The organism is Pseudaquabacterium terrae (assembly GCF_013266755.1).
In the GTDB taxonomy this organism is placed as follows: domain Bacteria; phylum Pseudomonadota; class Gammaproteobacteria; order Burkholderiales; family Burkholderiaceae_C; genus Pseudaquabacterium; species Pseudaquabacterium terrae.
The window spans coordinates 1-26,607 of sequence record NZ_JABRWJ010000021.1 but is presented as its reverse complement, the minus strand read 5'-3'; the positions used below and the strand labels follow the sequence as shown (position 1 = coordinate 26,607).

The window sequence follows — 26,607 nt, the reverse complement described above, 5'->3', positions numbered from 1 at the left end:
GCGCAGCGCTCGAAGAACCGCTTCAGGTGCGCGTACAGCGCCTCGGCGCCGATCCCTTCCCGCGGGTCCCGCGGGTCCGCCGGCCGCGCCTGCCGCACCGCGACGCTCAAGCCGACGGCGCGCTCGGCCACCTGCCCACCAGCCTAACCCACCAGGTCCTCGTGCCTGCCCAGCAGGTACGCTCCCCGGTTGCCCACGTCGTCCGGCTCCGGATGCAGCCCGCGGGCCGCCAGGTACGCTTTCAGCCGCTCGACCACCGGGTCCGGCACCGGCACCGGCACCGGCACCTCCCGCAGCTTCTGGCCCTTTCCCAGCACGTGCAACACCCACCCCTGGACCGGCTCACCCTCGGCCACCGGAAACCTCACGTACCGCAGGTCATCGACCCTGGCCGCCACCGCCTCCTCGCGCCGCAGCCCGGTCGCGTACAGCAGCTCCAGCGTGAACTGCAGCCGCAGCGCCAGCAGCGCTTGCGGCCCCAGCGCCCCGCCCTCCCCCGCGAGCTGTGACGCGTCATCCAGCGCGTCAGCCGCATCCTCGGCCGCCAGCTCTTCCGCAAACTGCCACTGCGCCTGCGTGAGGCTGCGCCCGACGTCGATGCTGGGCCCGGCCACGCGCGGCGGCGTCACCGCCCGCCACGGGTTGCCCATCAAGTAGTTCTGCTCGACCAGGAAGGCGTACAAGTTGGCCAGGATCGACACCGCCTGGCGCTGCGCCGAGGGTTTCAGGGGCCCCTCGAACGGCCGCTGAGTCGACAGCCTATGGTGCCATTGCTCGCATGCTCGTAGAGGGTGCCGGCGCCCGAAGCGGGGCAATTCAGTCGCTCGATATGGCACTGACGGCGCGCGCCATGCTCCACGCGGCGGAGCCGGCTGGGCAAAAGCAGTAGAGATCCATTGGGCGTGGCCGCTGACAACGGGGGGACGATGCTGAATTGGACCCGCTTTTGAGTGCGCATGCGACTGCCTCTAGATAGCGCCATAGCGCCTGCTCCAGGCCCACTCACTTCTTCGGTGGAGCCCTTACCGGCGCTGGCTTCTTCATGAAGCTGACCGGGTCGTACGCCGTAAGCGTGGCCTCAGTTGGCCTCAGTACCCTGTTGAGTTGAGCGCCGCGATTGAGCACGATGGCGTCCACCATGTCGAGGTGGACCCATGCAACCATGCCCGTGGCGATGGCGTGGCTCGCGTGCGACGCCGAACTGACCGATAGGGGACCCGCTACGACATCAGACCGCTGGAGAACTCCCAGGCTGCGATGGCCCTTGGTTCGTCAATTGGTACACCATGTCCCCGACAAACCGCCTGAACGATTCGTTCTCGACGAACTGCTTGTAGACCTGCGTGTCGTCCTTCAACAGGATCTGCATCACCTTGCCCAGCGCCTGGTCGTGGGCCATGCGCGCGGTGTGGGGCGTGTTGTCCCTGGCGTTCTGGAAGGCCTTGTCGGCAGCCACCTTCGGCGCGATGTCGTCCCTGATGCGCTTGGCCACGCGGTCAGTGTCGGCGAACAGCGTGCCGAAGTTGTCGTTGAAGGTCTTGAGGATGTTGCTCAACCGGTCCAACTCAGGCTCGGGCTTCCGCCCGCCGCCTTCAGTGGGCACCGGCGCGATCTCGGCATCAGCATCGGCCAAAGCGATCTTCATCTGTGCCTTCTTTTCGACACGGTAGCTGTCCATGTCGATGGCTTCGAGGATGCCCTTGGCCAAGTCTTCTTCCTTCGGCGCCGGCAGCTTGGAAACCAACAAGTTCAGCAGGATCGACAGCTTCTCCCATTCGACGTTGGTACCGGGCATCACCGAGGCCAGGAAGTCGTAGGTCCGGCAGAACACCTTGGCCTTGCCCTTGAAATCCACTTGCTGGTCTTCATCGAGTGCGCCCTTGTACGCCGCCACACACGAGTCCAGGATTGGGTCAAGCTGGTCGCGCTCGGCGCCGGCCAGGAAAAGGGCAGCGAACTCTTGCACTTGGTCGGGCGAGTACACCTGCGCACCGTCCAGCGCAGCCTTCAAGTCGTGCAGCTTGTTCGGGTCGGTTTCCTCAGCCAGCAGCGTGGCGCGGTAGTAGTCCTGAAAGGCGAGCGTAATGGTCTCGCTGTTGTTCTGGAAGTCCAGCACGAAGCAGTCATGCTTCTGCGGATGCGCCCGATTCAAGCGCGACAGCGTCTGGACGGCCTTCACGCCGGACAGCGCCTTGTCCACGTACATCGTGTGCAACAGCGGCTCGTCATAGCCGGTCTGGAACTTGTCAGCGCAGATCAAGAAGCGGTAAGGATCGTCCTGAATCTTGTCGGCGATGTCTTTGCTTGGGAAGCCATTGAGCGACGCCTCGCTGACCTTGACGCCGTCGTACTCGTGCTCGCCCGAGAACGCAACGGTGGCCCGGTACGGGCTCTTGCGCTCCACCAGGTAGGCCTTCATCGCGTGGAAGTACTGGATGGCGCGCTCGATGCCGCTGGTCACGACCATCGCCCTCGCCTGCCCACCAATCTTGCCGGCCGCCAGCACCTGCTCGTGGAAGTGGTCCACCATGATCTCGGACTTCAGGCGGATCGCGTGGTCGTGGCTTTCCACGTACCGGCGCAGCTTTTTCTTCGCCTTCTTGGTGTCGAACTCCGGGTCGTCCTCGATCTTCTTGATCAGCTTGTAGTAGCTGTCGACCGGCACGTAGTGTTCCAGCACGTCCAGGATGAAGCGCTCCTGCACCGCCTGCTTCATGCTGTAGTTGTGGAAGGGTCGATGCTTGACCTTGCCTTCGGCGTCGGCCGGCAGCGGCTCGCCGAACATCTCCAGCGTCTTGTTTTTCGGCGTGGCGGTGAAGGCGAAGTAGCTGGCGTTCATCAACATCTTGCGCGCGGCCATGCGCACTTCCAGCGCTGCATTCACCACGTCTTCAGCGTCGCATTCCTCGTCGTCGCCGGCGGCTTCGGTGTCAACGCCCTCCCCCAGCGCCTTGCCCATCGCCGCCGACGTCTTTCCGCCCTGCCCTGAATGCGCCTCGTCGATGACGATGGCGAAGTGCTTGTCGCCGACGGCGCTGATCTCGTCCAGCACCCACGGAAACTTCTGCACCGTGGTGACGATGATCTTCTTTCCCTGCTCGATGAAGCGCCGCAAGTCGCCGGAGCGTTCGGCGTGGCCCACTGTCGCGCCCACCTGCATGAACTGCTTGATCGTCTTCTGGATCTGGTCGTCCAGGATGCGCCGGTCCGTGATGACGATGACCGAGTCGAAGACCTCTTCACCACCGGTCTTCACGCCGATGAGTTGGTGAGCCAGCCAGGCGATGGAGTTCGACTTGCCGCTGCCGGCCGAGTGCTGGATCAAGTAGCGCCGGCCCACGCCGTGCACGCGCACATCGGCCAGCGCCTGCCGCACCACGCCGAGCTGGTGGTAGCGTGGGAAGACCTGGGTGCGCTTCTTCTTCCCGGTCTTGGGGTGCTTGACCTCGACAATCTGGGCGTAGTTCTCCAGGATGTCGGTTAGGCCGGCCGGCGTGAGCATCTCCCTCCAGAGGTAGTCGGTCTTCAGGCCGTTCGGGTTGGGCGGGTTGCCGGCGCCGTCTTCATGGCCCTTGTTGAAGGGCAAGAACCACGAGGCCTTGCCTTTCAGCTCGGTGCACATGCGCACCTCGGCATCGTCCACAGCAAAGTGCACGACGCAGCGGCCGAACTCGAACAGCCGCTCGCGGGGGTTGCGGTCGCGCCGGTACTGCTCCACCGCGTCTTCAACGGTCTGCTTGGTGAGGCTGTTCTTCAGCTCGAATGTGGCGATGGGCAGGCCGTTGATGAACAAGCCCAAGTCCAGGGCCCGGCGTGTCTCGTCCATGCTGTAGGCCAGCTGGCGCGTGATGGAGAAGCGGTTTTGCGCATGCAGCGCGGCCGCCTTGGCATTGCCTTCGGACGGCGTGCCGTAGAACAGATCGAAGTGGCCGGCCGGGTGGTGATCGATGCCTTTGCGCAGCACATCGATGGCACCGCGCTTGCCCAGTTCGGCCGACAGCCGGGTCAGGAACTTCAGGCGGTTGATGTCCTTGGCGTCGTTGGCATCGGCCATGCCCAGCTTCTTGAAGGCCTCTGGCTGCGTGGCGCGCAGAAAGGCGAAGAGCTGGGCCACGTCCAGCGCGTGGGCACGGTCGAAATCCTTGGGGCTGCCGGCGAAGTAGCCGGTGCCGCCGGAGGGTGCGGGCGGCTCGGCCACGGTGTTGGCCGCCGAGTTGGCCAAGACAGCAAGACCATCGGCGCCAGTCATGTGCCGGACGATCAGCGATTCGAGTCCCTTCTCGCTGATGTCAGTGTTCATGCTTCAGTGGCCTCTTCGTCGATGAGTTCGGAGTCGTCAGCTTCGTCAGTAGGCTCGGCCTCGATGCCAGCTGTTACGGCCTCGGGCAGAGTCGCTGCGGCTTCGCGCACGTCAAGCTTGCCGGTCACCACGTCGGCGACGATGCGGGTACGGTATTCACGCAACAACTCGACTTCGCGTGCGAGTCGTGCGAGCGCATCATTGAGCGGCTGACAGCGCAACTCCGCAGCGGCCGTTATCGCCATTTGTTCTTCGCCCGGTGGCACCGCAATCGATATTGCTAGTAGCCGATCCTGCGTGAGTTTTGGCTGCGCTGCTCCGGTGATCCAAGGGCAGAAGTTCAAAGTCTCAAGCAAATGCGCCAAGTAGCGAATGCTGCCGCGTCGCGGCTTGAGGATGTGAGCATGATTGTTGACCCAAAATTTTCCGCTGGCGATGATCGCCAGCGGTAGATTGCGAAGCACCAGATTGGCGCCATCTTCTGCGATCAGTAGTAGTTCATCGTCGAACAAAAAATCGTCAACTTTGTCGATTGCTCCGGACGCGCCATAGTAGTCATAGGTTCGCGACCTCATCCGCCCTCGCTCTACTGAATTGAGTGGCGCGCGCATTGTGTTGAGGCAGCGGAACTCACTCTTGACCCTTGAGACTTCCCAGTGCTTCGGAATGTCTCCGAGCCAAGGTATGCCCGTTGACTTGAGTTCAACATTTTCATCGAGGCCCAGCGTGACGGCCTGCTTGATGATCCCCTTCTTCTGCTCGGTCAGCAGCGCGATCACTTTGCGCTTTGCCCGGATCGCCCGCTCCAGCCGGCCGCTCGCCCAATCCAGAAATCGCACGATGGCCACCTGCTCTCCCGGCGGCGGGCAAGGCGATTGCATCTGCTTGAACTGGTCCCAGTAGAGGCGGTTTCGGTCCTTTACGATGCCGCGCGACGCGGCGTCGATTTCTGCCATGTAATCGCCGGTGCGAAACAGCGCTGCGAAGTACTGCGGCTCGACACCCGCGTACGGCCGCGCCACCACATACGCCGGGCTAACCAAGCCATCGACCGGGCATACACCCAGGGCGCCCTGCCACATGCGCATCGTGTTGTAGACCAAGTCGCCTTTCGCCGCACGCTTGTACTTTGCGAGGTCCGCCATGACCTGCTTGCGCTTGGCGCTGCCGAACGCGCGCACTTGCACGCCCGTCTTCAGTGACACCTCCAGGATCGGCAGTTGAGCAAAACCCGTCTGGCTGCGTTGGCCAAACAGGCTGCCATTGCGAACCGTGCGCCAATGGGCCGGCACTTGCCCAAGCCACGGCGAACACGAGTCACTGTACTCGGCATAGGGCTTGAGCCCGGCGATCACGCTTGTCCTCCGTCTTCCTCGCTATCCCAGCGTTCGCGATAGGCCTTGACGTAGTCGGCCGTCGCTGTCGGATCGATGTCCCAGTAGTGGCGGCACAAGCGCCTGTACATCTCCAGCACCGGCTCGTGACCACAAAAGTCGAGCAGGCCATCAAGCGTGTGCTCGATCTGCTGCACGTCACGGCTGCCGGCGCGCACAAGCGCATCCACCACCGGCTGGTATTGCTCTGCGGCCTGTAGCTGCAGCCGCTGCAGTTGCCCGACCAGGGCATCCAGCCCGCCGGCGATTGCGTCGCCATCGCTCATGATTGGTCCTCGTCGGTGAACAGTCGGCGGGCCGCGCTTTCGCGCGCATGCTCGATGGCGTGGTGCAGGCGCTCGCGCAACAGCGGCAGCGGCGGCAGGTCGGTGAGGTATTCGCTGACGCGGATCGACTTGGCGTCGAGCTGCAGCAACTCCACCTGCTCGGCGTCGGCCGATGCGCACAAGATCAGGCCAATGGGTGCCGCTTCGCCTGGCGCGCGTTCATGCTTGTCCAGCCAGCGCAGGTAGAACTCCATCTGGCCGACGTGCGCGGGCTGGAACGACTCCAGTTTCAGCTCGACGGCGACCAAGCAGCGCAGGTGGCGGTGGAAAAACAGCAGGTCGAGGTGGAAGTCGTCCTTGCCGACGCTCATGCGCTTTTGGCGTGCCACGAAGGTGAAGCCGGCGCCCAGCTCAAGAAGCACGCCTTCGAGTTCTCGCAGGATGGCGCTTTCCAGGTCGCGCTCGCTGTAGGCGCCCTTCAGGCCCAGCAGGTCGAGCAGGTAGGGGTCACGGAACACCAGGTCAGGGCTCATCTGCCCATCGCGCAGCCTGGCGATCTCGGTGGCCACCGTGGCCGGCGGCTTCTTCGACAGTGCCGTGCGCTCGAACAGCAGGCCGCTGATCTTCTGGCGCAGGGTGCGCACGTTCCAGCGCTCGATGCGGCACATCTCTGCATAGAAGTCGCGTGCCAGCGGGTCCTTGATCGGCAGCAGCGCATGAAAGTGCGACCAGCTCAATTGTTGTGACAGCGTCACGACAATCGCTTCGTCGGGGAACGCCTGGGCGAACTGCACCATGCGGGCCAGTTCGGCGTAGCTGAAACCGCGGCCGTACTCCGCCGCCAAATCTCGTGACACCGTCACGAGAATCTGCTTGCCGTATTCAGCGCGCGCGCCTTGCAGGTTCTCGCTCAAGAGCCGCCGCCCCAGGTGCCAGCACAGCAGGGTCTGGGTGGCGAAGGCTGCGGTCGCGATGCGCTGCCGTGCGGACCCAATGAGGGCGCGCAAGTCGGCGAGCAAGGCCGATTCATCGATGGCGGTAAGGTCTGTTGCCAGCACGGGCGCCGCTGCCGCCGTCGACGTACGTTGGCGCCTCTTGTGCGCCACGGCCCCGCCTGGCTTGCTGATGGCGAGCTTGTCCCTCTTCACGGAGTCGGATCCGTCATCAGGAGCCCGTCCAGCAGTCCCTCGGCTTCCTTCTCGACAGCCAAGATGTCGGCGCTGATCTGCGCCAACGTGCGCAGTGGCTGCGGCTTGTAGAAGTGGCGGGTGAAGCTGACCTCGTAGCCGATCTTGGTGGCGTCGTTGTTGACCCAAGCATCGCGTGTGTAGGGCAACACCTCGCGCCGGACGAAGGCTTCGATGCCGCCGTCTTCCATCAGCGGCACCTGTTCGGTGTCGCGCAGGTCGCTGTCGGGCTCGTACTCGACCACGCAGGCCTTGCCGGCGACCACGGCGTCATACAGGCCGAGCATAGGGTCGGCCGCCGTCTTGCCTGGCTTGTGCACCTTGGCGATCACGGGCGGCGCCGTCTCGACGCGCCAGCTCACGGCCTTCAGGATGAGTTTCAGCTCAGCGGCCGGCAGTTTGGTGCCGCCCTTCTTAAGCGCGCCGTCGACAAGATCGCGAAAGACGTTGTGGTCCTCGAACAGCGTGTCGCCCAGCGATGCGCGCAGCGCGGAGGCCACGTCGACAAGGCGGCCGTCGCGCTCCCAGGTCTTGGCGTCGAGTAGCTTCTTGCGCTTCTTCTCGGGCAGGCCCTTCTTCTTGGTGTCGGCATCCTCTTCGTCGTCGCCGCCTTCGTCGTCGCTGCCCCAGTCGGCCAGGCGCTTGTCGAGCGCGTCCGCTACTGCGTCGAAATCGTTGAAGAGCGCGTCGCCGAACTCCTCGAAAAGCGCGGCCCGAAGGTCTTCATCGCCCGAGGCAAAGCGCAGTGTCTCGATGGCCTTCAATGACAGTTGGCTGTGCAGCCGAAGCGGGCGCTCGACCGTGACCTTCCAGTATCCGAAGGCTGCGTTGGGGAAGATCTTCGACTCGGGCGTTTCCTTGAAATTGAGGAAGGTGCGGCAGATGCGCTCGATGTCGTCCGGGCCCAGCTCGCAGTTTTTCTTGCCCAGGTTCTTGCGCAGCGGCTTGAACCACTGGCTAGCGTCGATCAGCTGAACCTGCCCTTTGCGGTGCGCCGGCTTGCGGTTGCTCAGCACCCAAACGTAGGTGGCGATGCCGGTGTTGTAGAAGAGGTTGAGCGGCAGCGCGACAAGGGCCTCGACCCAGTCGTTCTCGATCAGCCAGCGGCGGATGTTGCTCTCGCCCTGGCCGGCGTCGCCAGTGAACAACGACGACCCGTTGTGCACCTCGGCGATGCGGCTGCCCAGGGCCGAGCTGTGGTTCATCTTCGACGCCATGTTGACGAGGAAGAGCATCTGGCCATCGCTGGAGCGGGTGACGAGCGACAGCTCCTCACCTTCGTGCATGACCTTGAAGCGGGGGTCGCGCATGCCGTCCTTGCCGCCCATCGCCTCCAGGTCTTTCTTCCAACTCTTGCCGTAGGGCGGGTTGGCGACCATGAAGTCGAATTCCTGGCCTGGGAACGCGTCGTGCGCTAGCGTGGACCACTCGGCGCCGCCGACGATGTGGTCGGCGTTCTCGCCTTCCCCTTTGATCAGCATGTCGGCCTTACAGATCGCGTAGGTCTCGGGGTTGATCTCCTGACCGTAGAGGCCGCACTTGATGTCCAGGCCGCGCTTGTTGCCGATGGCTATGAGGGTTTCCTCGGCCACGGTGAGCATGCCGCCGGTGCCGCAGGCATCGTCGTACAACAGGTAGGTGCCGGACTTGAGCTTCTCTTCGACCGGCAGGAACACCAGATTCGCCATCAGCCGCACGGCGTCACGTGGTGTCCAGTGTTCGCCGGCCTCTTCGTTGTTGTCCTCGTTGAACTTGCGCACCAGCTCTTCGAACACCGTGCCCATCGCGTGGTTGTCGATGCCGGCCGGCGAGAGATCAATGTCGGGATCGAGGAACTTGTTGATCAGCGTGGCCAGCGCGTCGGCCTTTGACAACGTGGGCAGCTGGTTGCGGAACTTGAAGTTCTCGAGAATGTCCTGGACGTTGGGTGAAAAGCCGTCGAGGTAGTCCTCAAAGTCGGCGAGCAACTGCTGGTGGTTGCCACGCGACTTCAGGTCTCGCAGCGTAAAGCGCGAGGTGTTGTAGAAGGCCTGTCCAGCTGCGCCAGCCAGCGCGGCGCGCTGCTCGGTGATGCGCGCATCGTCCAGCATCTGCTTGGTGTCGAGTACGGCCTGCTTGGTCGGCTCCAGCACGGCATCCATGCGCCGCAGCACACACATCGGCAGGATGACGTCGGGGTACTTGCCGCGACGAAACAGGTCACGCAGGACATCGTCGGCGATCCCCCAGATGAAGGAAACGATCTTGTTGTGCGTTGCTTGGTCCACGGCCCAGGTTCTCTCGTGTGGGGTCTGAAGTCTGCTGCATTCGGACGGTCGCCCAAGCTCCCAGCCGCCGTGCTGCGTCAGTGACAGTCAGGCTCAAGCTGGCGCCGCACAGCCAGCACCAGCACGCTGGTAGGCCCGCCGATCTCGAACACTGCGAAGTATCCCGTAGCGCTCGCCAGCGCGATCAACGCCCGCCGGGTGGAGCCACTGCCATCTCCTGTCTTTCCAAGGCTCCACGGCGTCACCGCCAGCTGCCCGTAGATGGCCTTGCGCAGCGCCTTGATCACGTCCTAGGCCAGATCCAGGTCCTCGGGGGTCTGGGCGCGCTCGAGAGGGAAGTCAAGAAGACCGAGTAGGTGCTCTTGGGCGGCTGGAGCGGCCGAACGCTGTAGCTCACCGGGTAGTGAGCCTGGCGCGTTGCGCATCGAGCCGCGCCGCCGGCACGATGGACGTCGACGTGGCGCTCGTGCTCCGGTATGTCGGGCGGTCGAGCCGGAGTCAGGTACCTCGGGACGAGCCCGCCGATCAGCCGCAGGTGAGGCTTCAGCGTGCCGAGGCCGCGCAGCAAGGTCACGAGCGCGCGCTCGCAGGCCAGCGTGGTTGCCGGCGAGTAGCCTTCAGCAGTCGAGGGTTTGTCGCTCATGGCTCAAATGTGCAGCACGGTTTCGCGCAGGTGCTGGCCGAGTTCCTTGTTGCGGCCACGACCATCCTGCAAGTCGAGGTAGAGGACGAAGGGGTTGGCGATCCAGCCGACGTGGAGCTGCGGCGACGGACTGCGCCCACGCGCCATCAAGGCCGCCCCGCCGCGCTCGGAGATCGCGAGGTTGGGCCCTTGGTCGACCGGCTCGAGCTCGAGGGCAGTCTCGACCAGATCCAGTGTCTTGGGGGGCACGATGATGTCCACGACATTCACGGCCGTCAGGTGGGGCGCGACAAGGTTCGCCGCGGCGGGTCCGGTGAACGCCCAGGGCAGGCGCTCCGTCCGGTCGGCCAGGCCCAGCACCTCGAGGTTGTCCGCCGCCCATTGCATGAGCTTCGACACCGGGTTTGAGAACTTGTAGTAGCGACGCTGGGGCACCCGCCCCTTGGCGATGCGCTCGCGCCACGCCTCGGACCAGGCATCCAGCAGGGCTCCTGGGCGGGCGAGTCGCCGCTGCATGAGCTTGCCGGTGCCCTTGCTCTCGATCCAGTCCTGGCGTTCCAACTCGTCTAGGGTTGTGGAGACGGTGAAGGTGGAGGTGCTGCTGGTGGCGGCAAGCTCCTGCCCGGTCGTCCAGGCCTGGTCGGACAGCAGCAGCGCGAGGACGACTTGCTCGCGCGCGCCGAGGAAGGGGTCCACTGGTCGACCGCGCTTGGCAGGCTTCTGTGCAGGCCGGTCGACATGGACGACCAGGTCGCCGCGCTGCAGATGCAAGCTGCCGCTGCTCGAGTCGAAGTAGCCGAAGCCCCGCTCGCGCAGGAGGGCTCGCGAGGGCTCCGTCATGTATCGCGCCGCGACGAGGGGGATGGGCTCGACGGGGCCTTCTGGCAGCGCGGGCAGCAGGTTCGCCAGGTGGTCGGCTGCCGCGCTGACATCGCGGGGGTAGCCCTCGCCGATCGCTTCGACCGCGAGGCACCAGCCGCCTTCCAAGTCGAGCAGGGCATCGACGCGCCGGTCCGTGGTCGCCGCCGGCACCTCGAAGCTCGAGCGGACGACACGCAGGCGCGGACTCCACTTGGCCAGCGCAGCCGCGAGCTGATCGACGACGATCTCGTTCATAAATAGCTTGATTAGCTGTGCGGCAAATTCTAACGCTTTACGATATAAATGCCTTGATTAGCTGATCAGCTAAGGCAAGGTCACCCGGGCCTAGCCCAACGCTTTGCTCGCCTGAGCCGCCTGGGCCTCCCCCCGCGCTCCCCCTGCGGCAAGACGAAGGCCCCGCACGCCCGGCTCGGTCGGCTGGCGATGTCATCGCCTCTCATGGGAGGGGCGCAACTACGAGGGCTGCGGTACGGGCTCTGTCTCCAGGTCCATTGAAGCCCAGTTGGGTCCGAAGGTCTGTTCGGCATAGAAGCGCATCAACATGGCCGTCACGAGCGGCGATTGCCACTGACCGGCCTGCAGCCGTCGCATGATGTTGAGCGTCGCCCAGCCGCTGCCGGAGGCATGCTCGGCCAAGCGCCTGACCCAGACCCCCTGCTCTGCCGGATCCAATGCTTCGAATATCCGACGTGCCGCGATCAGGTTCTTGGCCTGGCGATCGTCCGCCTCGCTCGTCAGGCGCCCTGCCCGATTGCCCGCCTGGGGCACTGGCTCCGAGCCGGCATCCACTAGCGACTTCAGGGTCTGCCCGACCGACAGCGGAGTTGCAGGCGGAGCGGCCGACGAACCACCCTGCCCTGGCACCTTCGCGCCCTCTCGATCGCGATCAGCGAGCACCGCCTTGAGGTAGGCACCGGGATTCGCGATGGGCTTGTTCGGATTGGCCTGAACAAACCGCTCCATGGCGGCAAGCGCCAAAGTGAGCGCCGACTCTCCGTATTTCTCGGTGAAGGTTTCCACATCGGCCTCGCGTACACCGAGCCTCGCTGCGTGCAGCAGGTTCGTGACGTCGGGGGGCTGCGGCTTGTGGGGCATGGCACTGGCGGCCTTCTTTCTGACGCCGAACTGCACATCGGCGATCGCCCTGCCCTGTTTGTATTCGAGCAGCTCAACCTCGATGTCGCTGACCTCGTTGATCTCCTTGATCGCCGGGTTAACAAACTCGTTCTTGAACTTGCGCCACTCGCGCTGCTTGTTGCCCTCGGATCCCTTGAGCACCTGAACCCACCAGTCGCATGGGTGCTTCGACGTGACGCCCCCGGGGTTGTCGCGATAACGGGCGCAAATTTCGTAGAGGGCGACCGACGTGTAGGTGCTGAGCCGGGCAATCATCTCGAGCTCCAGCTTCGCCCAACGGTTCGGGCCCAGCATCTGTTCCTTGATCGTCGGTGGGTAGAACCAGGTCACCCAGTTCTCCCCTGCCCGCTTGTACAGGCGCACCTCCGAGAGCATGTGGAACGATCGGATCTCGTCGGTCGGACCGTCCAGCTTCGGGGACGAGCCGCCCGACGTGGCAGGTTCTTCGAGGGGCAGCAGGAATTGCTCCCCTTCCGAGAGCGGTCGCCACTCGATCTTTGTCGACATCATCTGATCGATGTACCGCTTGGCATCGGTCGAAATGTTGTTCCCCGACCCGAAGCCTCGAAGGATCGCGTTCAGGGGAGCGCTGAAGCCGGCGTCGCCGGTGTCGCCCTCACGCTGCGCAATGTGCAGCATGACGTTGTAGGCCTTGCGTGCGGTGACCGTAAGGCTTCGGTTGAGAGGAACGATCGCCAGCGCAACCACCGGCTTGTTCAGGATGGCCGGCGGCGCTGCGTCGAGCTTCTTCCGTGACGAGGTCCTCTCCATCCAAAAAGTATATGTCCAAGGGACCCTGGACGGTACGGGAGCCGCACTTAGTGTTCATCCCGACTCGCCGTGGCGCTTGTCCATGGATTTCCGGACAGTCAGGACACGCGCAGGGCCGGCCTTCCCGGACAGATCATGGCCCCGGCGCCGCTCGGCGTGGTAGTTCGGACGCCGGAAATCCCGGACAACTGCGCTGGCGGGCTCGCGATCGGAGAGAGCGCAGGCTCGAAGCTCCCCACAAGCCGGCATTCCCGGACGCGACGGACCAAAGCAGGACAGAGAGCTTGGTCTTCCCGGACGGGCATCACGACAAACCCGGACGGGTGCGCGGCCTTAGCCGGACACTTGTTGACCTAAGCCGTTGATTTATATGATTTTTCTCGGCGTCAAAGTCTTGAAACCGCTGAAACTGTTGGAAGACTCGACACCCAGAGGTCGATCGAAGAGCCAAACCGTCCGGAATTCCATCGCAAGTGCTTTGCGAGGACGCGAGTCTCGTTTGGTTCTGCGTAACCTGCGTCTATCGCTAGAATCCGGCGCATTCGGTGAATGCTGCGTAATGGAGGACGGCTTGGATACTCTGGTCAACGCGTCGCGTCCGATCACGCTGGATGCCCTGGTGGATCAGGCAGACCGCGTTAAGGCGATTGTGGAGCAGGTTCGCGGGCAGATGCTGGCACCGAACGCGCGCAAGAAGGCTCCGATGTTCAGCTCGGCCCAGCTGATGGCCCTGACCGGTCTCGACAAAGCCCAGGTCGACTATCGCCTTCGAAAGGGTGAACTGCCCTCGGGGCGCCTGAACAAGACCGGATACCGCAGGGAGTTCACGTTGGCTGAGGTCCGGACCTGGGTCAAGGACGTGCGGGCGGCGGAATTGCGCCCGGAAGGGGCCGAGGCCATCACCATCACGGTGGGCAACTTCAAGGGTGGGGTCACCAAGACGACGACAGCCCTGACGCTGGCCCAAGGGCTGAGTCTGCGAGGACACAAGGTGCTCGTGATCGATTGCGATCCGCAGGGCAGCCTCACGACCTTGTTCGGCTTGTTGCCGGACTCCGAAGTGTCGATGGACGAGACCGTGCTGCCGCTGTTTTCGGGCGAGCAGACCGAGATTGCGTATGCGATCCGTCCGACCTATTGGGATGGCATCGACCTGGTGGCCGCCGCCTCCTTCCTGTTCTCGGCTGAGTTCATTCTTCCGGCCAAGCAAAGCAAGGACTCGAACTTTGAGTTCTGGAACGTCTTGAACTTCGGCATCGACAGGGCGAGGCTCGAGTACGACGTCATCGTGATCGACACCCCCCCTGCCCTGTCGTACACGACGATCAACGCGCTGATGGCGTCCGACGGCATCATCATGCCGCTGCCTCCGAGCGCGCTCGACTTCGCCTCGAGCGCACAGTTCTGGGACCTGTTCTCGGATCTGACGAACCAGTTGATTCGCAACCGGGGTGGGAAGAAAGAGTTCGCCTTCATCGACATCCTGCTGGCGAAGGTCGAAGCCTCGGACATCTCGAGCAGCTTTGTGCGCGAGTGGATTGCAGCGGCATACACCGACAAGGTGTTGCCGGTAGAGATCCCGAAGACGGCGGCGGCGAGCACCGCCAGCGCTGAGTTCGGCACGGTCTATGACTCAGCGCCTGAGAACGCCAGCACGCGGACGTTCAAGCGGGCCTTCGAGGCTTATGACCGGTTCGTCGAACTGATCGAGTCACAGGTCCGTACGTTCTGGCGGCGCCAGGTTGGAGGCTGAAGACATGGTCAACGAGACGCGGAAAAAGGGATCTGGCATCGCTTTCGTGCTTCCGCCCTCCCGGCAAGAGGCACCCTCCCCTGACGTTGAGGTCGCCGCACCGGCGGAGGTTGTCGAGCGGCCGCGCGGGCGGACCGGAGTTGGCCTGCTCACGGCAAGCGTTTTCGAATCGGCGCGCCTTGAGCAACGCATCGAAGAGCTGACTTCGACGGTCGAAAAACTCACCGGCGAGCGCGGCGCGCAGGCGTTGGATCCACGGTCGATCGCTCTGAGTCGTTGGGCCAACAGGCATGAGGACTCGTTCCAGGGCGAAGTGTTCGAGCTGTTCAAGCGCGAGATCCAAGACGCAGGCGGAAACGTTCAGCCGATCAAGGTGCGGCCGCTTGCGAACAACGCCGGCGAGAGCCCGCGGTACGAGGTCGTGTTTGGCCATCGACGGCACCGTGCATGCCTTGAGCTGGGCCTGCCGGTGCTCGCCGTGGTTCAGGAGCTCGACGACCCGGCCCTCTTCGTGCAGATGGATCGCGAGAACCGCGGTCGAGAAAACCTCTCTGCCTGGGAACAAGGTCGCATGTACCTGCGCGCCATGGAGGAAGGGCTCTTCTCCTCCAACACGAAGCTCGCCGCGGCGATCGGTCGGGATGTGAGCGATGTAGGCAAGGCTTTGCGCGCCGCGAAGCTGCCGCAGGAGGTGATCTCAGCGTTTCCTTCGCCAACGAGCATTCAGTTCCGATGGATCGCCGACCTGGAACGGGCGTTGGCGTTGCATGAAGGCAAAGTCATGGCCGCGGCCCGTGAGCTTGGGCGTCTGCCGGAGCGGCCGGCGGCGAGCGAGGTCTTTGACGCGCTCACGGCGTGCTTGCGCAACAAGGGGGTGGGACCGTCCCACCCCCCCGTGAAGGTCGACCTTGGCAAGGCGGGTACGGCCCAAATTCGAAGCGATGCGAAAGGGCGCACCATCCTCGAACTGCCGCCCGGCGCCCTGCCCGCAAGTCGGTGGAAGGATCTGGACGTCGCGATACGGAAGCTCCTGGCCTAAACCTTTGGGGTGGGACGGTCCCACCCCCTCGTTGGCTGGTGCATCAGGCCGGGCAGTCCCGCTACGGCCGCGCACTCACGGCGCGTCTCCACATACGTCGATTCGAGCGTTACTGCGAAAGCGTCTCGGACTGGGCTACCCGCCGTTCGGAATCCAGAGTGCGTGCAGAAGCAAGGGGTGGGACGGTCCCACCCCCTGCCCGGCAGCTCGGATTCGGGCACGACGCCACGCGGCGACGCGACGAGGATGGCCACCTGGGTCTCCGCAAGCGAGCACTTTTGCACCCAACGCAGACGCCGCTGATCGCAGGTCTCGTTCGACTCCGGCAACGAGCCGAACCGTCCCGGCCACGGACCCTTTCAGCGCGCTGTCGGCCGACGTAGGCGGGCTGAAGGCGGCAGCCGGTTGGCAGCGCCAGCTGGCCGGAATCGACGACGGCCATTCGCTCCGCTCAGCGGGCAAAGGCCCACGGCCTGGGTAGGGGTAGGACGGTCCCACCCCCAACAATTCGTTCGGCGCCATAGCTCGATCCATGCCGGCCGGCCGATGAAGGATCCGGATGCCGCGACGCGAATGTTCGGGCTTGAGCTGAGGGGCGGACCGTCCCACCCCGCGCTGCACCGAACCGCTTGCGGGGACCGTCATATCAATCGAGGGGTGGGACGGTCCCACCCTCACGCCGAAGCCCGTGGGTCGCCCGCCCTGTGGTGTAGGACCGTCCCACCCTCCGTGGCAAGTGCGAGACGGGCTGCGACGACACGAAGACGCCCAGGGTGGGACCGTCCCACCCCATGCTCTCCAAACAGCCGACCGCCGTCGTACGTCGTTCGCGGGTGCCGCAACGTGGTCGCGCGCCGGAACTGCCGCTCAACCGTGCGTCGCCGTCGCCCCCTGCGCAAGTTGTCCATGGCCTCCGCGCGGAGGGGGTGGGACGGTCCCACCCCCTTAGGCGGACTCGGCGCTTTCGGTTGGTGCCAGCGGGATCGGCGACATGCGTGGAGGCTCGATCGCTGCGCGCTGGGCACGGTAGTAGGTCGCGGTCGATCGCGGATCCGCGTGGCCCAGGTTGTGCTGAAGGACCCCTACAGGCACCTGGCGCTCGGCTGAGCGCGTTGCGTAGGTGTGGCGTAGCCAGCGTGCCGAGGCGCGCGCCGCCCGGGAACGTTCGGCGCTCGTCAGCGAACTCGCGTCCAGGGCATTGCGCACGAACGTAGCGAAGCACTCATACAGCGCTGGGTAGCTCAGCGGCTCGTCCCGACCATCCAGGCGTCCCAGGAGGGGTGTGGCGGGCGCGGCCGTATCCCAGGGCAGGCCTCGCGATTCAAAGTACACACGCGTTGCGTCGACCGCATGCGCCGGAACGGGCACAACGCGGTGTCGTCCGCCCTTGCCCACGACGTGCAACTCATACCCGGAGGGGATGGACCGCAAGTCGCTGCGCAGGGCGCGCAGGAGCTCCGAAGCCCGGAGGCCGGTTGCATGCACGAACGCGCAAATCCAACGCAGCCGTGCGCCGGCCGCCGATGGGGGCAGGGTGTGCAAGTGCTGCTCAAGCGCCTGCCAGGCCGCTTCGGTGAAAGCGCGCGGTGCAGGTTCGGCTGCCGGTGCCGCGCCGAGTGCTCTGCGATCGACCTGTCCCCAAGGATTGACGACGAGGTATCTGGCGCCCACGAGCCAGTCGCAGAGGGCGCTCAGCACGCTCACCGCCTGCGACCGGCTCGCTGCACTGAGCTGGCCTTTGAAAGGAGCCCAGCCCGGCGACATCCGGGGCACCTTGAGGCGGCTGATCCACTGCGCGGGCACGTCCGCCAGGAAGTCGATGTAGGCCTGGCAGTCCTGGAGGGTGGCGTCCGAGAGCGCCTTGCGCCGCAGCAGTACGCACCACAGCAGGAAGCGCTCGGCCTCGCGCTCGTAGTGCAGCGCCGTGTGAGGTGACGCTGCCCGGGCCACGACCCAGGCTCGAATCGCCGAGAGATCGTCGTCTGCCTGTAGCTCGCAGGCGGCGCTGCGATGCCGGTTCTGGCCGAACTGTCCGGAAAGTCCGGCCCCCGGCAGCAGGGCCGCTTTAGCCTGTTCGAGGGGCCAGGCGGGAAGGTCGAACGCGGGCGCGACGGGTGTCGGCAGCAGGCGTCCCAGGAGCGACTTCAGCCGCTCCGCCTTGGTCGGCCCGATGGCGCTGATTCCGATCCACCACCGCCCGCCGCGCTGGATTCGGGCCTCGAGGTCGCCCAAGGTCGTTTCCCCGGACGCGCGCAGCGCGGCGACTTGGCGCGGCGCAAGCCAGGCTTCGATCGGGTCAGACCGCGATGCGGGAGCTGCGACCGAGCGCTCGAGCTCGCGCAGCAGCTGAAGGCGTTGCAAGCGCAGCCGGGCGTTGCGTTCGCGCTGGCGATGCACCCGCTGTGCTGTGATCCGCTCGGCAAGGGCTGCCACCGGGGCTGGTGCATCGGACCCGAAGGCCTCGGTGTACATGGCCTGCAGCTCTGCCTGGCTCCAACCCTCCAGTCCTTGAGACTCCGCCCAGGTGTCGATGTCGGGCTGCGAGCGGGGGGAGGGCAGGGCGGTTGAAGCGGCCTGGGGCCGCTCTCCTGCCTGGGGAAGGTCCAGACCGATCAGGCGCCAGCGCGAGTCACCTTGACGCCGCGCCAGCGCCCGCGCCTGCTCGACGATGAGCCGATGAAGGCGAGGTGCCTGGGCGCCGTGCTCGACATGCAGGTAGTGGCGCGCGGCGGCGATGAGCGCAACACCCTCGGCCACGGCGCGTAGGTATGCGAAGTGATGGGCACCCAATCGAGCGGTGACAGGTGCTCCCGTCGGCAGCGCCGATGTGAGTTGCATGCTCTGCTTCGGCGGAGGTGCGGGCGGGGAGGGCACTGGTTCTTGGGTACGGTGAAAGGTCGCGCGCGCTGAGGTCGGACCGAAAAATCCTTCCGATTCAAGGACTTAGGAGAGGTATCTCCAGAAATCCCCATCATGACGTCAAGAATCGGCCCAGAGATTAATCCGGAATGTGGCCGCCGGCAACTGGAGATAGCCGACGGTGGCCCGAGTGGGGTCGCTTGGGGGTGGACATGAATCCCGGCAGTTAGACCGTCCAACACAGACGCTGCGCCGGGTCTGATGGAGGCTGACGCCCAAAGCGATCGCCGGGTCCGGATGTGATGACTTTTGGGTCCTTCGCCGGTGCGCAGCCAGAGGCGCGTGAGGATTTTCGGGATCTCTAGTGGTCCCAGCGCAGCTGCCGAACCGTTCCAACACCCGAACGTCCGCAGGTTCCGCCCCTGGCCTTCGCACCAACCTATCTGGACTCACGAAGGCCACCCGTGGCGGGATGGCCGCCACAGCTTCGCGGCAAACCGCGACGCCCTGGTTGGAGTTACACCGCTTCGCGGGACGTCAACTCCCACCCCTCTTGGAGTCCGTGGAGTCCATCCCGGAAACTCTCCACCTCGACGCAGACGAGTCAACGCTAGCGTTCAACAACCTGTGTTGCTGACCACAGGCACCGGTCAACCCCGGGGTCGACCGGGCGTTCGGAGCCGGACAGAGCATGACCTTGATCGCGCCCGCGAAAATGGTCCCCGGAGTGAAATGCGATGACCAAGACCGCGCCGATCTTCATCAGCGGCGGCAGCCAGGCCGTCCGGCTGCCCCCGGACTGCCGCTTCGAGGGCGATCGCGTCTTCGTGCGGCGCGATCCGCACACCGGCGACGTGATCCTCTCCAGTCGTCCGCCTTCAGCTTGGAGCGACTTCATGAAGCTGCGCGCGGAGTTGGGCCCCCTTACCGAGGCAGACGGCTTCCTGTCTGAGCGGCCCCTGAACGCGGCCGGCAGCTCGCGCGACCCGTTTGCAGGCTCCGACGCATGAGCCTGCTCACGCTCGACACGTTGCAGAGGTGTGAGTGACTGAACAGGACCGAGCAGCGCTGCAGCGGCTTGCGCAGTGGACCAGGCGCTTGGCAGCGGAGGTGTCCGACCCCGAAGAGCGACTCGATCTGCTCGAGTTCGCGGCGATCGCCGAACAGGACTTGACCCCAGAGGTTGAGATCGCAGAGGCGGCACTGGCGCGTATGCGCCGCGGCGGGGAAGGGTAGGGCGCGTTGGGGACGTTTCGCGGGAGCGAAGATCAGGAAGCGCCGGGCGGCACGGTGCTTGCCGCCTTCCCGGCGAAGTAGCCATCTCCGGGAGGCCCCTCGATGCATCACGTTCTCGGAGCGCGTTACGCCGCAAGGTCGTGCTGCTGGCGCGGTCCTCGAAAGAGATGCGGCTGGCTGACATCAGGTCAAGCCCGGTGATGTACGTGCACCCCCAACAGCCAACGAAGAGTGCATGGCGCTGATCAGTGCAAACCGGCTGCGCCACTTGCCGGTGATGGACGGCGGCCAGCTGAGCGGCTTGGTCTCCATCGGCGACCTGGTCAAAGCCACCATCTCCGAACAGCAGTTCATCATCGACCAACTCAAACGCCACATCTCCGGCCAACGCGACTGACGCGCTGCAAGCCGCGGGCTGGTCGAACGCAAGGGCATCCGCCGTCATGCACGACATCGACAAGATCGAAACGGTGATGCGCTATCACGAGCGGACCAAGCATCATTTCAACCGCTATGCGCCGGGGCCTGGCGCGCTCGATTGGGCGAACCAGCCGGATCCGTTCCGCCGCTACGAAGGCGCGCCGCTGGTCCACCTGCCGCTGCTGGCTGCCGACGAGGAGCCGCTGTCGCCGCGCTACGACGACCTCTACTGTCCCGGTTCGGTGGTGAGTGCGACGCTGACGCTCAACGCGCTGTCGCGCCTGCTGCAGTACGCGCTGGCAATTTCCGCCTGGAAGCAGGCTGGCGCCACGCGCTGGGCGCTGCGCTGCAACCCGTCGAGCGGCAACCTGCACCCGACCGAGGGCTACCTGTTGATCGGCGCGCTGCCCGGGCTGGCAGACGCTCCCGGCCTGTACCACTACGCGCCACGCGAGCACGCGTTCGAACGGCGCGCCGACTGCGGCGCAGCGCTGTTCACGGCGTTGATGCGCGAATTCCCGGCGCAGGCCTTCCTGGTCGGGCTGTCTTCGGTCCACTGGCGCGAGGCATGGAAGTACGGCGAGCGCGCGTTCCGCTATTGCCAGCATGACGTGGGACACGCGATCGGTGCACTGCGCATCGCCGCCGCGACCCTGGGCTGGCGCGCTGCCCTGCTGCAAAAGCTGGCCGACGAAACGATCGAAGACTTGCTCGGGTTGAACCGGGCCGAGGACTTTGCGGGTGCAGAACGCGAGCACCCGGCGGCCGTGCTGGTGGTCTGGCCGGCCGGGCTCGCCGGGGGCAGGCCCGCCGGCGAGCAACGGGTGGTGCCCCGGCAGCTCGATCCGGAGCTGGTACGCCAGCTGACCCGGGCGGGTTGGCAGGGTGCCGCCAACCGGCTCAGCCGCGACGCGCCGGTGCACTGGGAGGCCATCGACCAAGTCGCCGCGGCAACGCGCAAACTGGCCGGCGCGGAACAAGGTTTCGATGCGCTCGATACGCCGGCGGGCGAGAGCCCCGGCCGCGCCGGCGCCGGCGGCCCTGCGGCCGGCCAGATCATCCTGCAGCGGCGCAGCCTGCTGGCGTGCGACGGCCGCACGCCGATCGCGGCCGAACGCTTCTACCGCATGCTTTCGCGGCTGATGCCACGCTGCGACCTGCCGCCCTGCCGGCGTCCGATGCCCTGGGACACGCTGCCCTGGGATGCGGCCGTTCACCTCGCCCTGTTCGTTCACCGGGTCGAGGGCATCGTGCCCGGGCTGTACCTGCTGGTGCGTGACCCGGCCAAGGTGGAGCGGCTGAAACGCGCGATGCACGCCCGGTTCGAGGGGTCGACGCCGCCGGGCTGTCCAGCTGACTTGACGCTGTGCCTGCTCGAAGCCGGCAACGCGCAGCGCCTCGCGACACAGCTGAGTTGCCACCAGGACATCGCCGGCGACGGCGCCTTCTCGCTCGGGATGATTGCCGAGTACCGGGATGCGCTTTTCACGCACGGCGCCTGGTTCTATCGGCGGCTGTTCTGGGAATCCGGGCTGATCGGGCAGGTCTTGTACCTCGAAGCCGAAGCGGCGGGCCTGCGGGCCACAGGCATCGGCTGCTTCTTCGACGAGCCGGTACACCGGGTGTTCGGGCTCGAGGACCTGGCGTTCCAGTCGCTCTATCACTTCACAGTCGGCGGGCCGGTCGACGACCCGAGGCTGATCGTGGGGTAGGTCAAGGTCAGGCCAGAGCCTTCAACAACGCCTCGATGTCGGCGATCTGGCTGACGACAATTACCTTGGCCGGCGCATCGACTCATCAGTTCCGCTACCGGAGCTGACCCGTTGCCTCACGTAACTTGCTACCCGCCGCATGGGCCGGCGGGAGCAAGCGGAACGTGACGAGGCGAATGAGCATGGCAACACGCAAGGAGTTGGTCGGGGCGTTACGAGTTCGGCACCGAGCCGCAGCGCGCGCAGACAAGGTCAAGATCCTCGACGAGTTCGTGGCTGCGGGGGGATGAGGGACGGCTTTCGCGTCCGCGAAAATGCGGCTTGGCGTGAAACGTGGCCAGCAATGGCCCCAGCGGGACTTCCTCGTCGCGCATCGTCAGCTGACTTCCGATGGGCCTTTTGCAGAGGTGTGAGTGACCGAACAAGACCGAGCTGCGCTGCAGCGGCTTGCGCTATGGACCAGGCGTTTGGCAGCGGAGGTGTCCGGCCCCGAGGAGCGACTCGACCTGCTCGAGTTCGCGGCGATCGCCGAGCAGGGCTTGACCCCAGAGGTTGAGATCGCGGAGGCGGTACTGGCGCGTATGCGCCGCGGCGGGGAAGGGTAGGGCGCGTTGGGGACGTTTCGCGGGCGCGAAGATCAGGAAGCGCCGGGCGGCACGGTGCTTGCCGCCTTCCTGGCGAAGTAGCCATCTCTGGAGGTCCCTCGATGCCACACGTCACGAAGGTTCAGAGCCGAGGGCGGGTCACCATCCCGGCCGGCGTCCGCCAGGCGCTGCAGCTCGAGTCGGGCGACGACGTGGTGTTCATCGAGACCGCACCGGGTCGCTTCGAAATCAAGGCCGAGGTTCGCAACGCGGCGTTGCTGAGGCGGCAGCGATCAAGCCGGCTCGAAGTGCCTGTTCCCGCCAGCACGACACAGATGAAGCTTCCCATCTGAGACGTCGTATCTACAACGGTGAGGCCTTCCCCGAAGATGCGTTCAAGCTGAGCGCCGTCGAGGTCGCCGACGTGCTCGCGTGCGGCGCTGAACGAAAGGCGACCTTTAAGTTCGTGCCAAGCGGCGAGAAGCGCATCCAGATCTCAGTCGTAGCGTGTGGGCCGCGACGCGACCCGTCGCAGCCTGAGCAGCCCAACCGACATGTGAATCACAGCCTCGACTGACGGGCTGGTCCACTCCGTGGCAGGGAAAAGGGGGGAGCTCTTGTCTGCCGCAGTGCTGCATGATCCCGTTCAATGATTTCGCGCTGGCCCGCAGGTCGGTTTTCGCTGGCGGCTGGACGAGCGACGGCATCGGCACCGTTGCCGATGAAGGTGGAGGATTCCTGCATGCGACGTTGCGCAATCTTGCTTCTGGCGAGCCTGTGCCTGCAATCTTGCGGCATGTCAGGGACTTCGGCAGTCGACGGTTCCGCCTTACGCGGGGCGACAACCTCGGCCACGGACCTGTGCCGCCTGCCCGCGGGAGAAGCCGCTGCCTTCCCGGCAAGCAGTCTGTGCGGGTCCCGACCCGCGGCACTGTCTGCCACACCACTTCGGATGGTTGCGCTGCGAAGCGCGCCGCTGGAGGGTCCCGCCTTGCTCAACTGGGCAGAGCAGACCTATCCGCAGTACTTCTCGGGGCCGTTCGCGGATGGCGTGTACGACATCTACACGTACCGCTACTACCCGGCGATGGGCAACTACATCGGCATTGCCGGCGCCAAGGTGTACGTATTGGGGCCAGTGTCGGGCGGCCAGATCCTGTATGTCGGAACACTCGGAGAATTCCGCTGCCGCATCGCCCCTGGCGACTGCCCTGTGGCGACGCGCGAGGAGAACGACGACTTTTCTTCTCCCACGATCGACACCTGCCGCTGGTTCGACTGGAGCGCGTCCGGCGGGGGCACGTCGCAAGGCAACGGGATGCGCATGCAGACCAGCGCAGCGGGAACGTTCTCGTCGGCCAGGGTGGTTTCGCAGTACATGACCAAGGGTGACGTGCAGGCGGAAATTACCGTCAACGCCGCCACAGGCTTCGACACGGCGATTGCCCACACGGCGCAGTTGTACGCATCGTTCGGCCTGATGGCGGACGACAACAACCGCTATTTCATCGCCTTGGCCAAGGCAGCCGACAAATCCGTCATCCGGGTATTGGCCGTCAGCAGCGGCGTGAACGGCGCGCCGGTGTTCCAGAGTTTCCCGGACATCGTCGTGACCGCCACGTCAATCAAGCTGCGCGTTGTTCAATCGGGCGCAACTGCCACGCTCTCGTACAACATCGATGGCAACTGGAGAACTGCCGCCACGCTGGCAGCCCTCAGCGGAGGCGCCTATGTGGAACTGACGACGACGACGGTCGGCGTGGCCCGGCAGGTCACCGCCACTTTCTCCGACTTCAAGATCACGGACGGCACCACCAGTTGGCACAGATACGTCCGGGGTCGGCAACAGCGGCGCGCCGACTTCATCGCGGGTGGCACCGGCGGCGACTCGATGAACTACCGCATCTGGGGCAATAGCTGGGGCAACGTCAACCCGTTGCAGGCAATGAAGGCCAGCGGCATGAGCTGGTACGGCACCGACGTCACGTTCAACAGCGCGCCCGAGCTGGCAGCGTTGCCGCCTTCGCAATGGGGCACGATTCCCTTCCAGAACAAGTTCTGGCGCGCCAAGGAGATCGTGGCTCAGGATCTCAAGAACGCCGCGGCGGCAGGCCTGCGCCTGTACCTTCAGCTGTACTTGACGGAAGGGCCGGCCCACTTCGGTACGCAAAGTGCACCGGCTGCCTGGCAGGGCCTGTCGGTGGCCGATACCGCCAGTCGCTTGAGGACCGAGACCCATGCGCTGGTGTCGAGCTACAAGGCGCAGGGCATCAACGTCGAGGTTTATGCCGTCGGCAACGAGATCGATCTGGGCATCCTCGGTTTCAGGCCAGGCGAACGCATCGCGCTGCCGCCAGCCGGTCTCTCGACGCTGGACGTCAACTACCTCAGGGCCTCGGTCTGGCCGACCGAAGCGATCCTGCTGAAAGCGGGCATCGAGGGAATCAAGGCGGCTGATCCGAATGCAAAGATCGTGCTGCACATCGCAGGGTTGAGCCTGCCAGTGCCCTCCGACATCTTCATCAAGGCGTTCTTCAAGTTCATGGTGGACCAGGGTGTCCCGTTCGACTACGCGGCACTTTCGCATCCGTACTTGACTTACCCCGGGCGTGTGGACGAGTACAGCACCGACTGCTGGATGCAGCGAATCCAGGAGACCTCGGACTACATCGCCACGCTGGGCAAGCGAACCATGATCAGTGAGGGCAACTATCCGCGCGCGAGCGGCGCCTATGCTGCCCTGCCCATGCCTGAGTTCCCGTTCACCGACAGCGGCCAGGCCGGTTGGGTGCGCGAGCATTTGCGCCATGCCAACAACAATCCCAACATGATCGGTTTCCTGTATTGGTACCCCGACTACTTCATAGGCATGAGCCCGAATGACCCGGGAACGCTGCTCATTCCGCAGCAAACCGGCCTGTTCTATCCCGACCTCACCGCTACACCGGCAATGATGGAGTTCGGGATCGGGCCGCTCGTTGGACAGTGAGAACGGACGCGCTGGCTAAGCGCGCCCGGTCCTTCAGCGTTGGGTCCGCTTGCACTGACGTCCTAGGGTTGAGCGATTTTCGCGCCCGCGAAAACCGGCTGTGTTGCGCCTGGCGGCGTCGAGCCTCCTCGCCTAGCGGGGTCTCGACCCGGCTCGCTGAAGCTCACGCGGGCTGTCGGCGCCTTCGCTGCAGTTCTCGGCTAACGCCCTCGTACTCGAGCTGTCGGTCCGTGGGGACCTTCCCCTCTAAAGCCGGTATTCCCACCTTCGGGTGCCTCCGCTCGGTGGTGCAGACGGCCATCATCGTCCCTTGCCCGGGCGTCCGGCGGACGGCCGGGTGCGCCGGTAGGGGCCGGCGCGGTAGCGCTTCGATCAGCCTGCGCTGATCGAACCCCGCAGCCCGGCGCGGGACATGGCCGGCTTGCGGTCGTCGGTCGCTGACGGCTGAAGGCGTGGGCCCGGTGGCCTGGGCTTGGTCGTGTCCGCGGGCGCGAAAACAGTCTCCCACCTTTGGGTGGTCCCACTTGCGGGTGACCTGGTCAGCGCAGCTGCGCTGCGGTGGGCGCAGGCCTGGCCTGCGCGGTGGCGGGGCTGGTGTTGGGAAACACCTGGTCGGCTGCGTTCGTTGTGCGCTTCGCTGTGAGTGGGTTGGTCGCTGCTCGTTCGGGCCGCCTCTGCTTCGACGCATAGCGCAGGGCTGGCCGGTGCCAAGGGGCAAGGGCTTGCAGCCCGCGCTCCGCGCCCGGTCCCTCGCTGCGCTCGGGCATGCGGCCTGTGGGCGCGCCCCTTGTCTCCCTCCATCCCAGCGCTGGCCATGCGTCGAGGCGGCTCCGACGAGCAGGTTCTTCGACCAACACACCCACAGCGAAAGGGACAGCACAGCTATGAACGCATCGACACCCAACACCAGCCCCGCCACCAATGCCACATCGGACGTTCCCTCCGAACCTCCCGAGGCTCACCAACAAGCAGGGGCGGGCGCAGCCCAAACCGACCACCAGGACGACGAAGCCGAGCGCACCTATCGCGGGATGTCAGCGACCTACCCCCGAACGACACCCGAACTCCCCCACTGATCGACACGTAAATTCCCCCACCCTGGCCACCGTGCCGTGATGGTGCAGGCCCCCGGCGCTCGCCGGCGGCCTCCATGCAGGTAGGACGTTAC

19 protein-coding genes are annotated in these 26,607 nt (G+C 65.2%); 8 read left to right on the top strand and 11 right to left on the bottom strand.

Features of this window, described 5'->3' with window-relative positions:
• Positions 1-143: 143 nt before the first annotated feature.
• The 10 genes from HLB44_RS35285 to HLB44_RS35240 all read right to left on the bottom strand — a co-directional run bounded on the left by HLB44_RS35285 (position 144) and on the right by HLB44_RS35240 (position 12,847).
• Positions 144-701 carry a site-specific integrase gene (locus tag HLB44_RS35285; RefSeq protein WP_173135167.1) on the bottom strand — a complete coding sequence of 186 codons (558 nt, stop codon included), beginning with the start codon at positions 699-701 and terminating at the stop codon, positions 144-146.
• A gap of 527 nt (positions 702-1,228) precedes the next feature.
• Entirely contained in the window at positions 1,229-4,300 is a 3,072-nt protein-coding gene (locus tag HLB44_RS35280; RefSeq protein WP_173135165.1) for a type I restriction endonuclease subunit R, read from the bottom strand.
• Positions 4,297-5,655: a restriction endonuclease subunit S gene (locus tag HLB44_RS37670; protein WP_173135162.1), complete on the bottom strand. Its 1,359-nt coding sequence runs from the start codon at positions 5,653-5,655 to the stop codon at positions 4,297-4,299. The genes HLB44_RS35280 and HLB44_RS37670 overlap by 4 nt, the downstream gene beginning before the upstream one ends.
• The gene (locus HLB44_RS35270; RefSeq protein ID WP_173135159.1) at positions 5,652-5,960 is read right to left on the bottom strand and encodes a hypothetical protein; all 309 of its coding nucleotides are present in this window, start codon (positions 5,958-5,960) and stop codon (positions 5,652-5,654) included. Before HLB44_RS35270 ends, HLB44_RS37670 begins: the two co-directional genes overlap by 4 nt.
• Positions 5,957-7,018 (bottom strand): PDDEXK nuclease domain-containing protein, encoded by a 1,062-nt coding sequence (locus HLB44_RS35265; RefSeq protein WP_173135212.1) that lies wholly within the window; start codon positions 7,016-7,018, stop codon positions 5,957-5,959. Before HLB44_RS35265 ends, HLB44_RS35270 begins: the two co-directional genes overlap by 4 nt.
• Before the next feature lie 86 nt (positions 7,019-7,104).
• Positions 7,105-9,414 carry an N-6 DNA methylase gene (locus HLB44_RS35260; RefSeq protein ID WP_173135156.1) on the bottom strand — a complete coding sequence of 770 codons (2,310 nt, stop codon included), beginning with the start codon at positions 9,412-9,414 and terminating at the stop codon, positions 7,105-7,107.
• Positions 9,415-9,491: 77 nt separating this feature from the next.
• Complete coding sequence (locus HLB44_RS35255; protein ID WP_173135153.1) at positions 9,492-9,701, bottom strand: hypothetical protein; 210 nt, start codon at positions 9,699-9,701, stop codon at positions 9,492-9,494.
• Positions 9,698-10,057 carry a hypothetical protein gene (locus HLB44_RS35250; protein WP_173135150.1) on the bottom strand — a complete coding sequence of 120 codons (360 nt, stop codon included), beginning with the start codon at positions 10,055-10,057 and terminating at the stop codon, positions 9,698-9,700. The genes HLB44_RS35255 and HLB44_RS35250 overlap by 4 nt, the downstream gene beginning before the upstream one ends.
• 3 nt (positions 10,058-10,060) lie before the next feature.
• Positions 10,061-11,173: a hypothetical protein gene (locus tag HLB44_RS35245; protein ID WP_173135147.1), complete on the bottom strand. Its 1,113-nt coding sequence runs from the start codon at positions 11,171-11,173 to the stop codon at positions 10,061-10,063.
• 219 nt (positions 11,174-11,392) lie between these two features.
• The gene (locus HLB44_RS35240; RefSeq protein WP_173135144.1) at positions 11,393-12,847 is read right to left on the bottom strand and encodes a replication initiation protein; all 1,455 of its coding nucleotides are present in this window, start codon (positions 12,845-12,847) and stop codon (positions 11,393-11,395) included.
• Between the two features lie 571 nt (positions 12,848-13,418).
• Between HLB44_RS35240 and HLB44_RS35235 the strand changes: the two genes are divergently transcribed.
• Positions 13,419-14,600, top strand: a complete 1,182-nt coding sequence (locus HLB44_RS35235; protein WP_246312658.1) for an AAA family ATPase — start codon at positions 13,419-13,421, stop codon at positions 14,598-14,600.
• 4 nt (positions 14,601-14,604) lie between these two features.
• Entirely contained in the window at positions 14,605-15,639 is a 1,035-nt protein-coding gene (locus HLB44_RS35230; RefSeq protein WP_173135138.1) for a ParB/RepB/Spo0J family partition protein, read from the top strand.
• A 945-nt stretch (positions 15,640-16,584) separates the two neighbouring features.
• Here HLB44_RS35230 and HLB44_RS35225 read toward each other — a convergent pair.
• Complete coding sequence (locus tag HLB44_RS35225; RefSeq protein WP_173135134.1) at positions 16,585-18,477, bottom strand: tyrosine-type recombinase/integrase; 1,893 nt, start codon at positions 18,475-18,477, stop codon at positions 16,585-16,587.
• A 758-nt stretch (positions 18,478-19,235) separates the two neighbouring features.
• Between HLB44_RS35225 and HLB44_RS35220 the strand changes: the two genes are divergently transcribed.
• The 6 genes from HLB44_RS35220 to HLB44_RS35195 all read left to right on the top strand — a co-directional run bounded on the left by HLB44_RS35220 (position 19,236) and on the right by HLB44_RS35195 (position 25,439).
• On the top strand, positions 19,236-19,508 hold the full coding sequence (locus tag HLB44_RS35220; RefSeq protein WP_173135131.1) for an antitoxin: 273 nt from the start codon (positions 19,236-19,238) through the stop codon (positions 19,506-19,508).
• A 461-nt stretch (positions 19,509-19,969) separates the two neighbouring features.
• Entirely contained in the window at positions 19,970-20,131 is a 162-nt protein-coding gene (locus tag HLB44_RS35215; protein ID WP_173135128.1) for a CBS domain-containing protein, read from the top strand.
• Between the two features lie 46 nt (positions 20,132-20,177).
• Positions 20,178-21,866: a SagB/ThcOx family dehydrogenase gene (locus HLB44_RS35210; protein ID WP_173135125.1), complete on the top strand. Its 1,689-nt coding sequence runs from the start codon at positions 20,178-20,180 to the stop codon at positions 21,864-21,866.
• Between the two features lie 413 nt (positions 21,867-22,279).
• Complete coding sequence (locus HLB44_RS35205; RefSeq protein ID WP_173135122.1) at positions 22,280-22,471, top strand: hypothetical protein; 192 nt, start codon at positions 22,280-22,282, stop codon at positions 22,469-22,471.
• Between the two features lie 101 nt (positions 22,472-22,572).
• The gene (locus HLB44_RS35200; RefSeq protein ID WP_173135120.1) at positions 22,573-22,803 is read left to right on the top strand and encodes an AbrB/MazE/SpoVT family DNA-binding domain-containing protein; all 231 of its coding nucleotides are present in this window, start codon (positions 22,573-22,575) and stop codon (positions 22,801-22,803) included.
• A gap of 638 nt (positions 22,804-23,441) precedes the next feature.
• A complete protein-coding gene (locus HLB44_RS35195; RefSeq protein ID WP_173135117.1) occupies positions 23,442-25,439 on the top strand; it encodes a glycosyl hydrolase 53 family protein in 1,998 nt (665 codons plus the stop codon).
• Positions 25,440-26,607 lie beyond the last annotated feature (1,168 nt).

Coding starts and splice junctions, on each gene's coding strand:
- HLB44_RS35200 (WP_173135120.1), top strand. CDS start 22,573: ATGCCACACGTCACGAAGGTTCAGAGCCGAGGGCGGGTCACCATCCCG.
- HLB44_RS35245 (WP_173135147.1), bottom strand. CDS start 11,173: ATGAACGAGATCGTCGTCGATCAGCTCGCGGCTGCGCTGGCCAAGTGG.
- HLB44_RS35250 (WP_173135150.1), bottom strand. CDS start 10,057: ATGAGCGACAAACCCTCGACTGCTGAAGGCTACTCGCCGGCAACCACG.
- HLB44_RS35230 (WP_173135138.1), top strand. CDS start 14,605: ATGGTCAACGAGACGCGGAAAAAGGGATCTGGCATCGCTTTCGTGCTT.
- HLB44_RS35240 (WP_173135144.1), bottom strand. CDS start 12,847: ATGGAGAGGACCTCGTCACGGAAGAAGCTCGACGCAGCGCCGCCGGCC.
- HLB44_RS35270 (WP_173135159.1), bottom strand. CDS start 5,960: ATGAGCGATGGCGACGCAATCGCCGGCGGGCTGGATGCCCTGGTCGGG.
- HLB44_RS35225 (WP_173135134.1), bottom strand. CDS start 18,477: ATGCAACTCACATCGGCGCTGCCGACGGGAGCACCTGTCACCGCTCGA.
- HLB44_RS35280 (WP_173135165.1), bottom strand. CDS start 4,300: ATGAACACTGACATCAGCGAGAAGGGACTCGAATCGCTGATCGTCCGG.
- HLB44_RS35220 (WP_173135131.1), top strand. CDS start 19,236: ATGACCAAGACCGCGCCGATCTTCATCAGCGGCGGCAGCCAGGCCGTC.
- HLB44_RS35215 (WP_173135128.1), top strand. CDS start 19,970: ATGGCGCTGATCAGTGCAAACCGGCTGCGCCACTTGCCGGTGATGGAC.
- HLB44_RS35210 (WP_173135125.1), top strand. CDS start 20,178: ATGCACGACATCGACAAGATCGAAACGGTGATGCGCTATCACGAGCGG.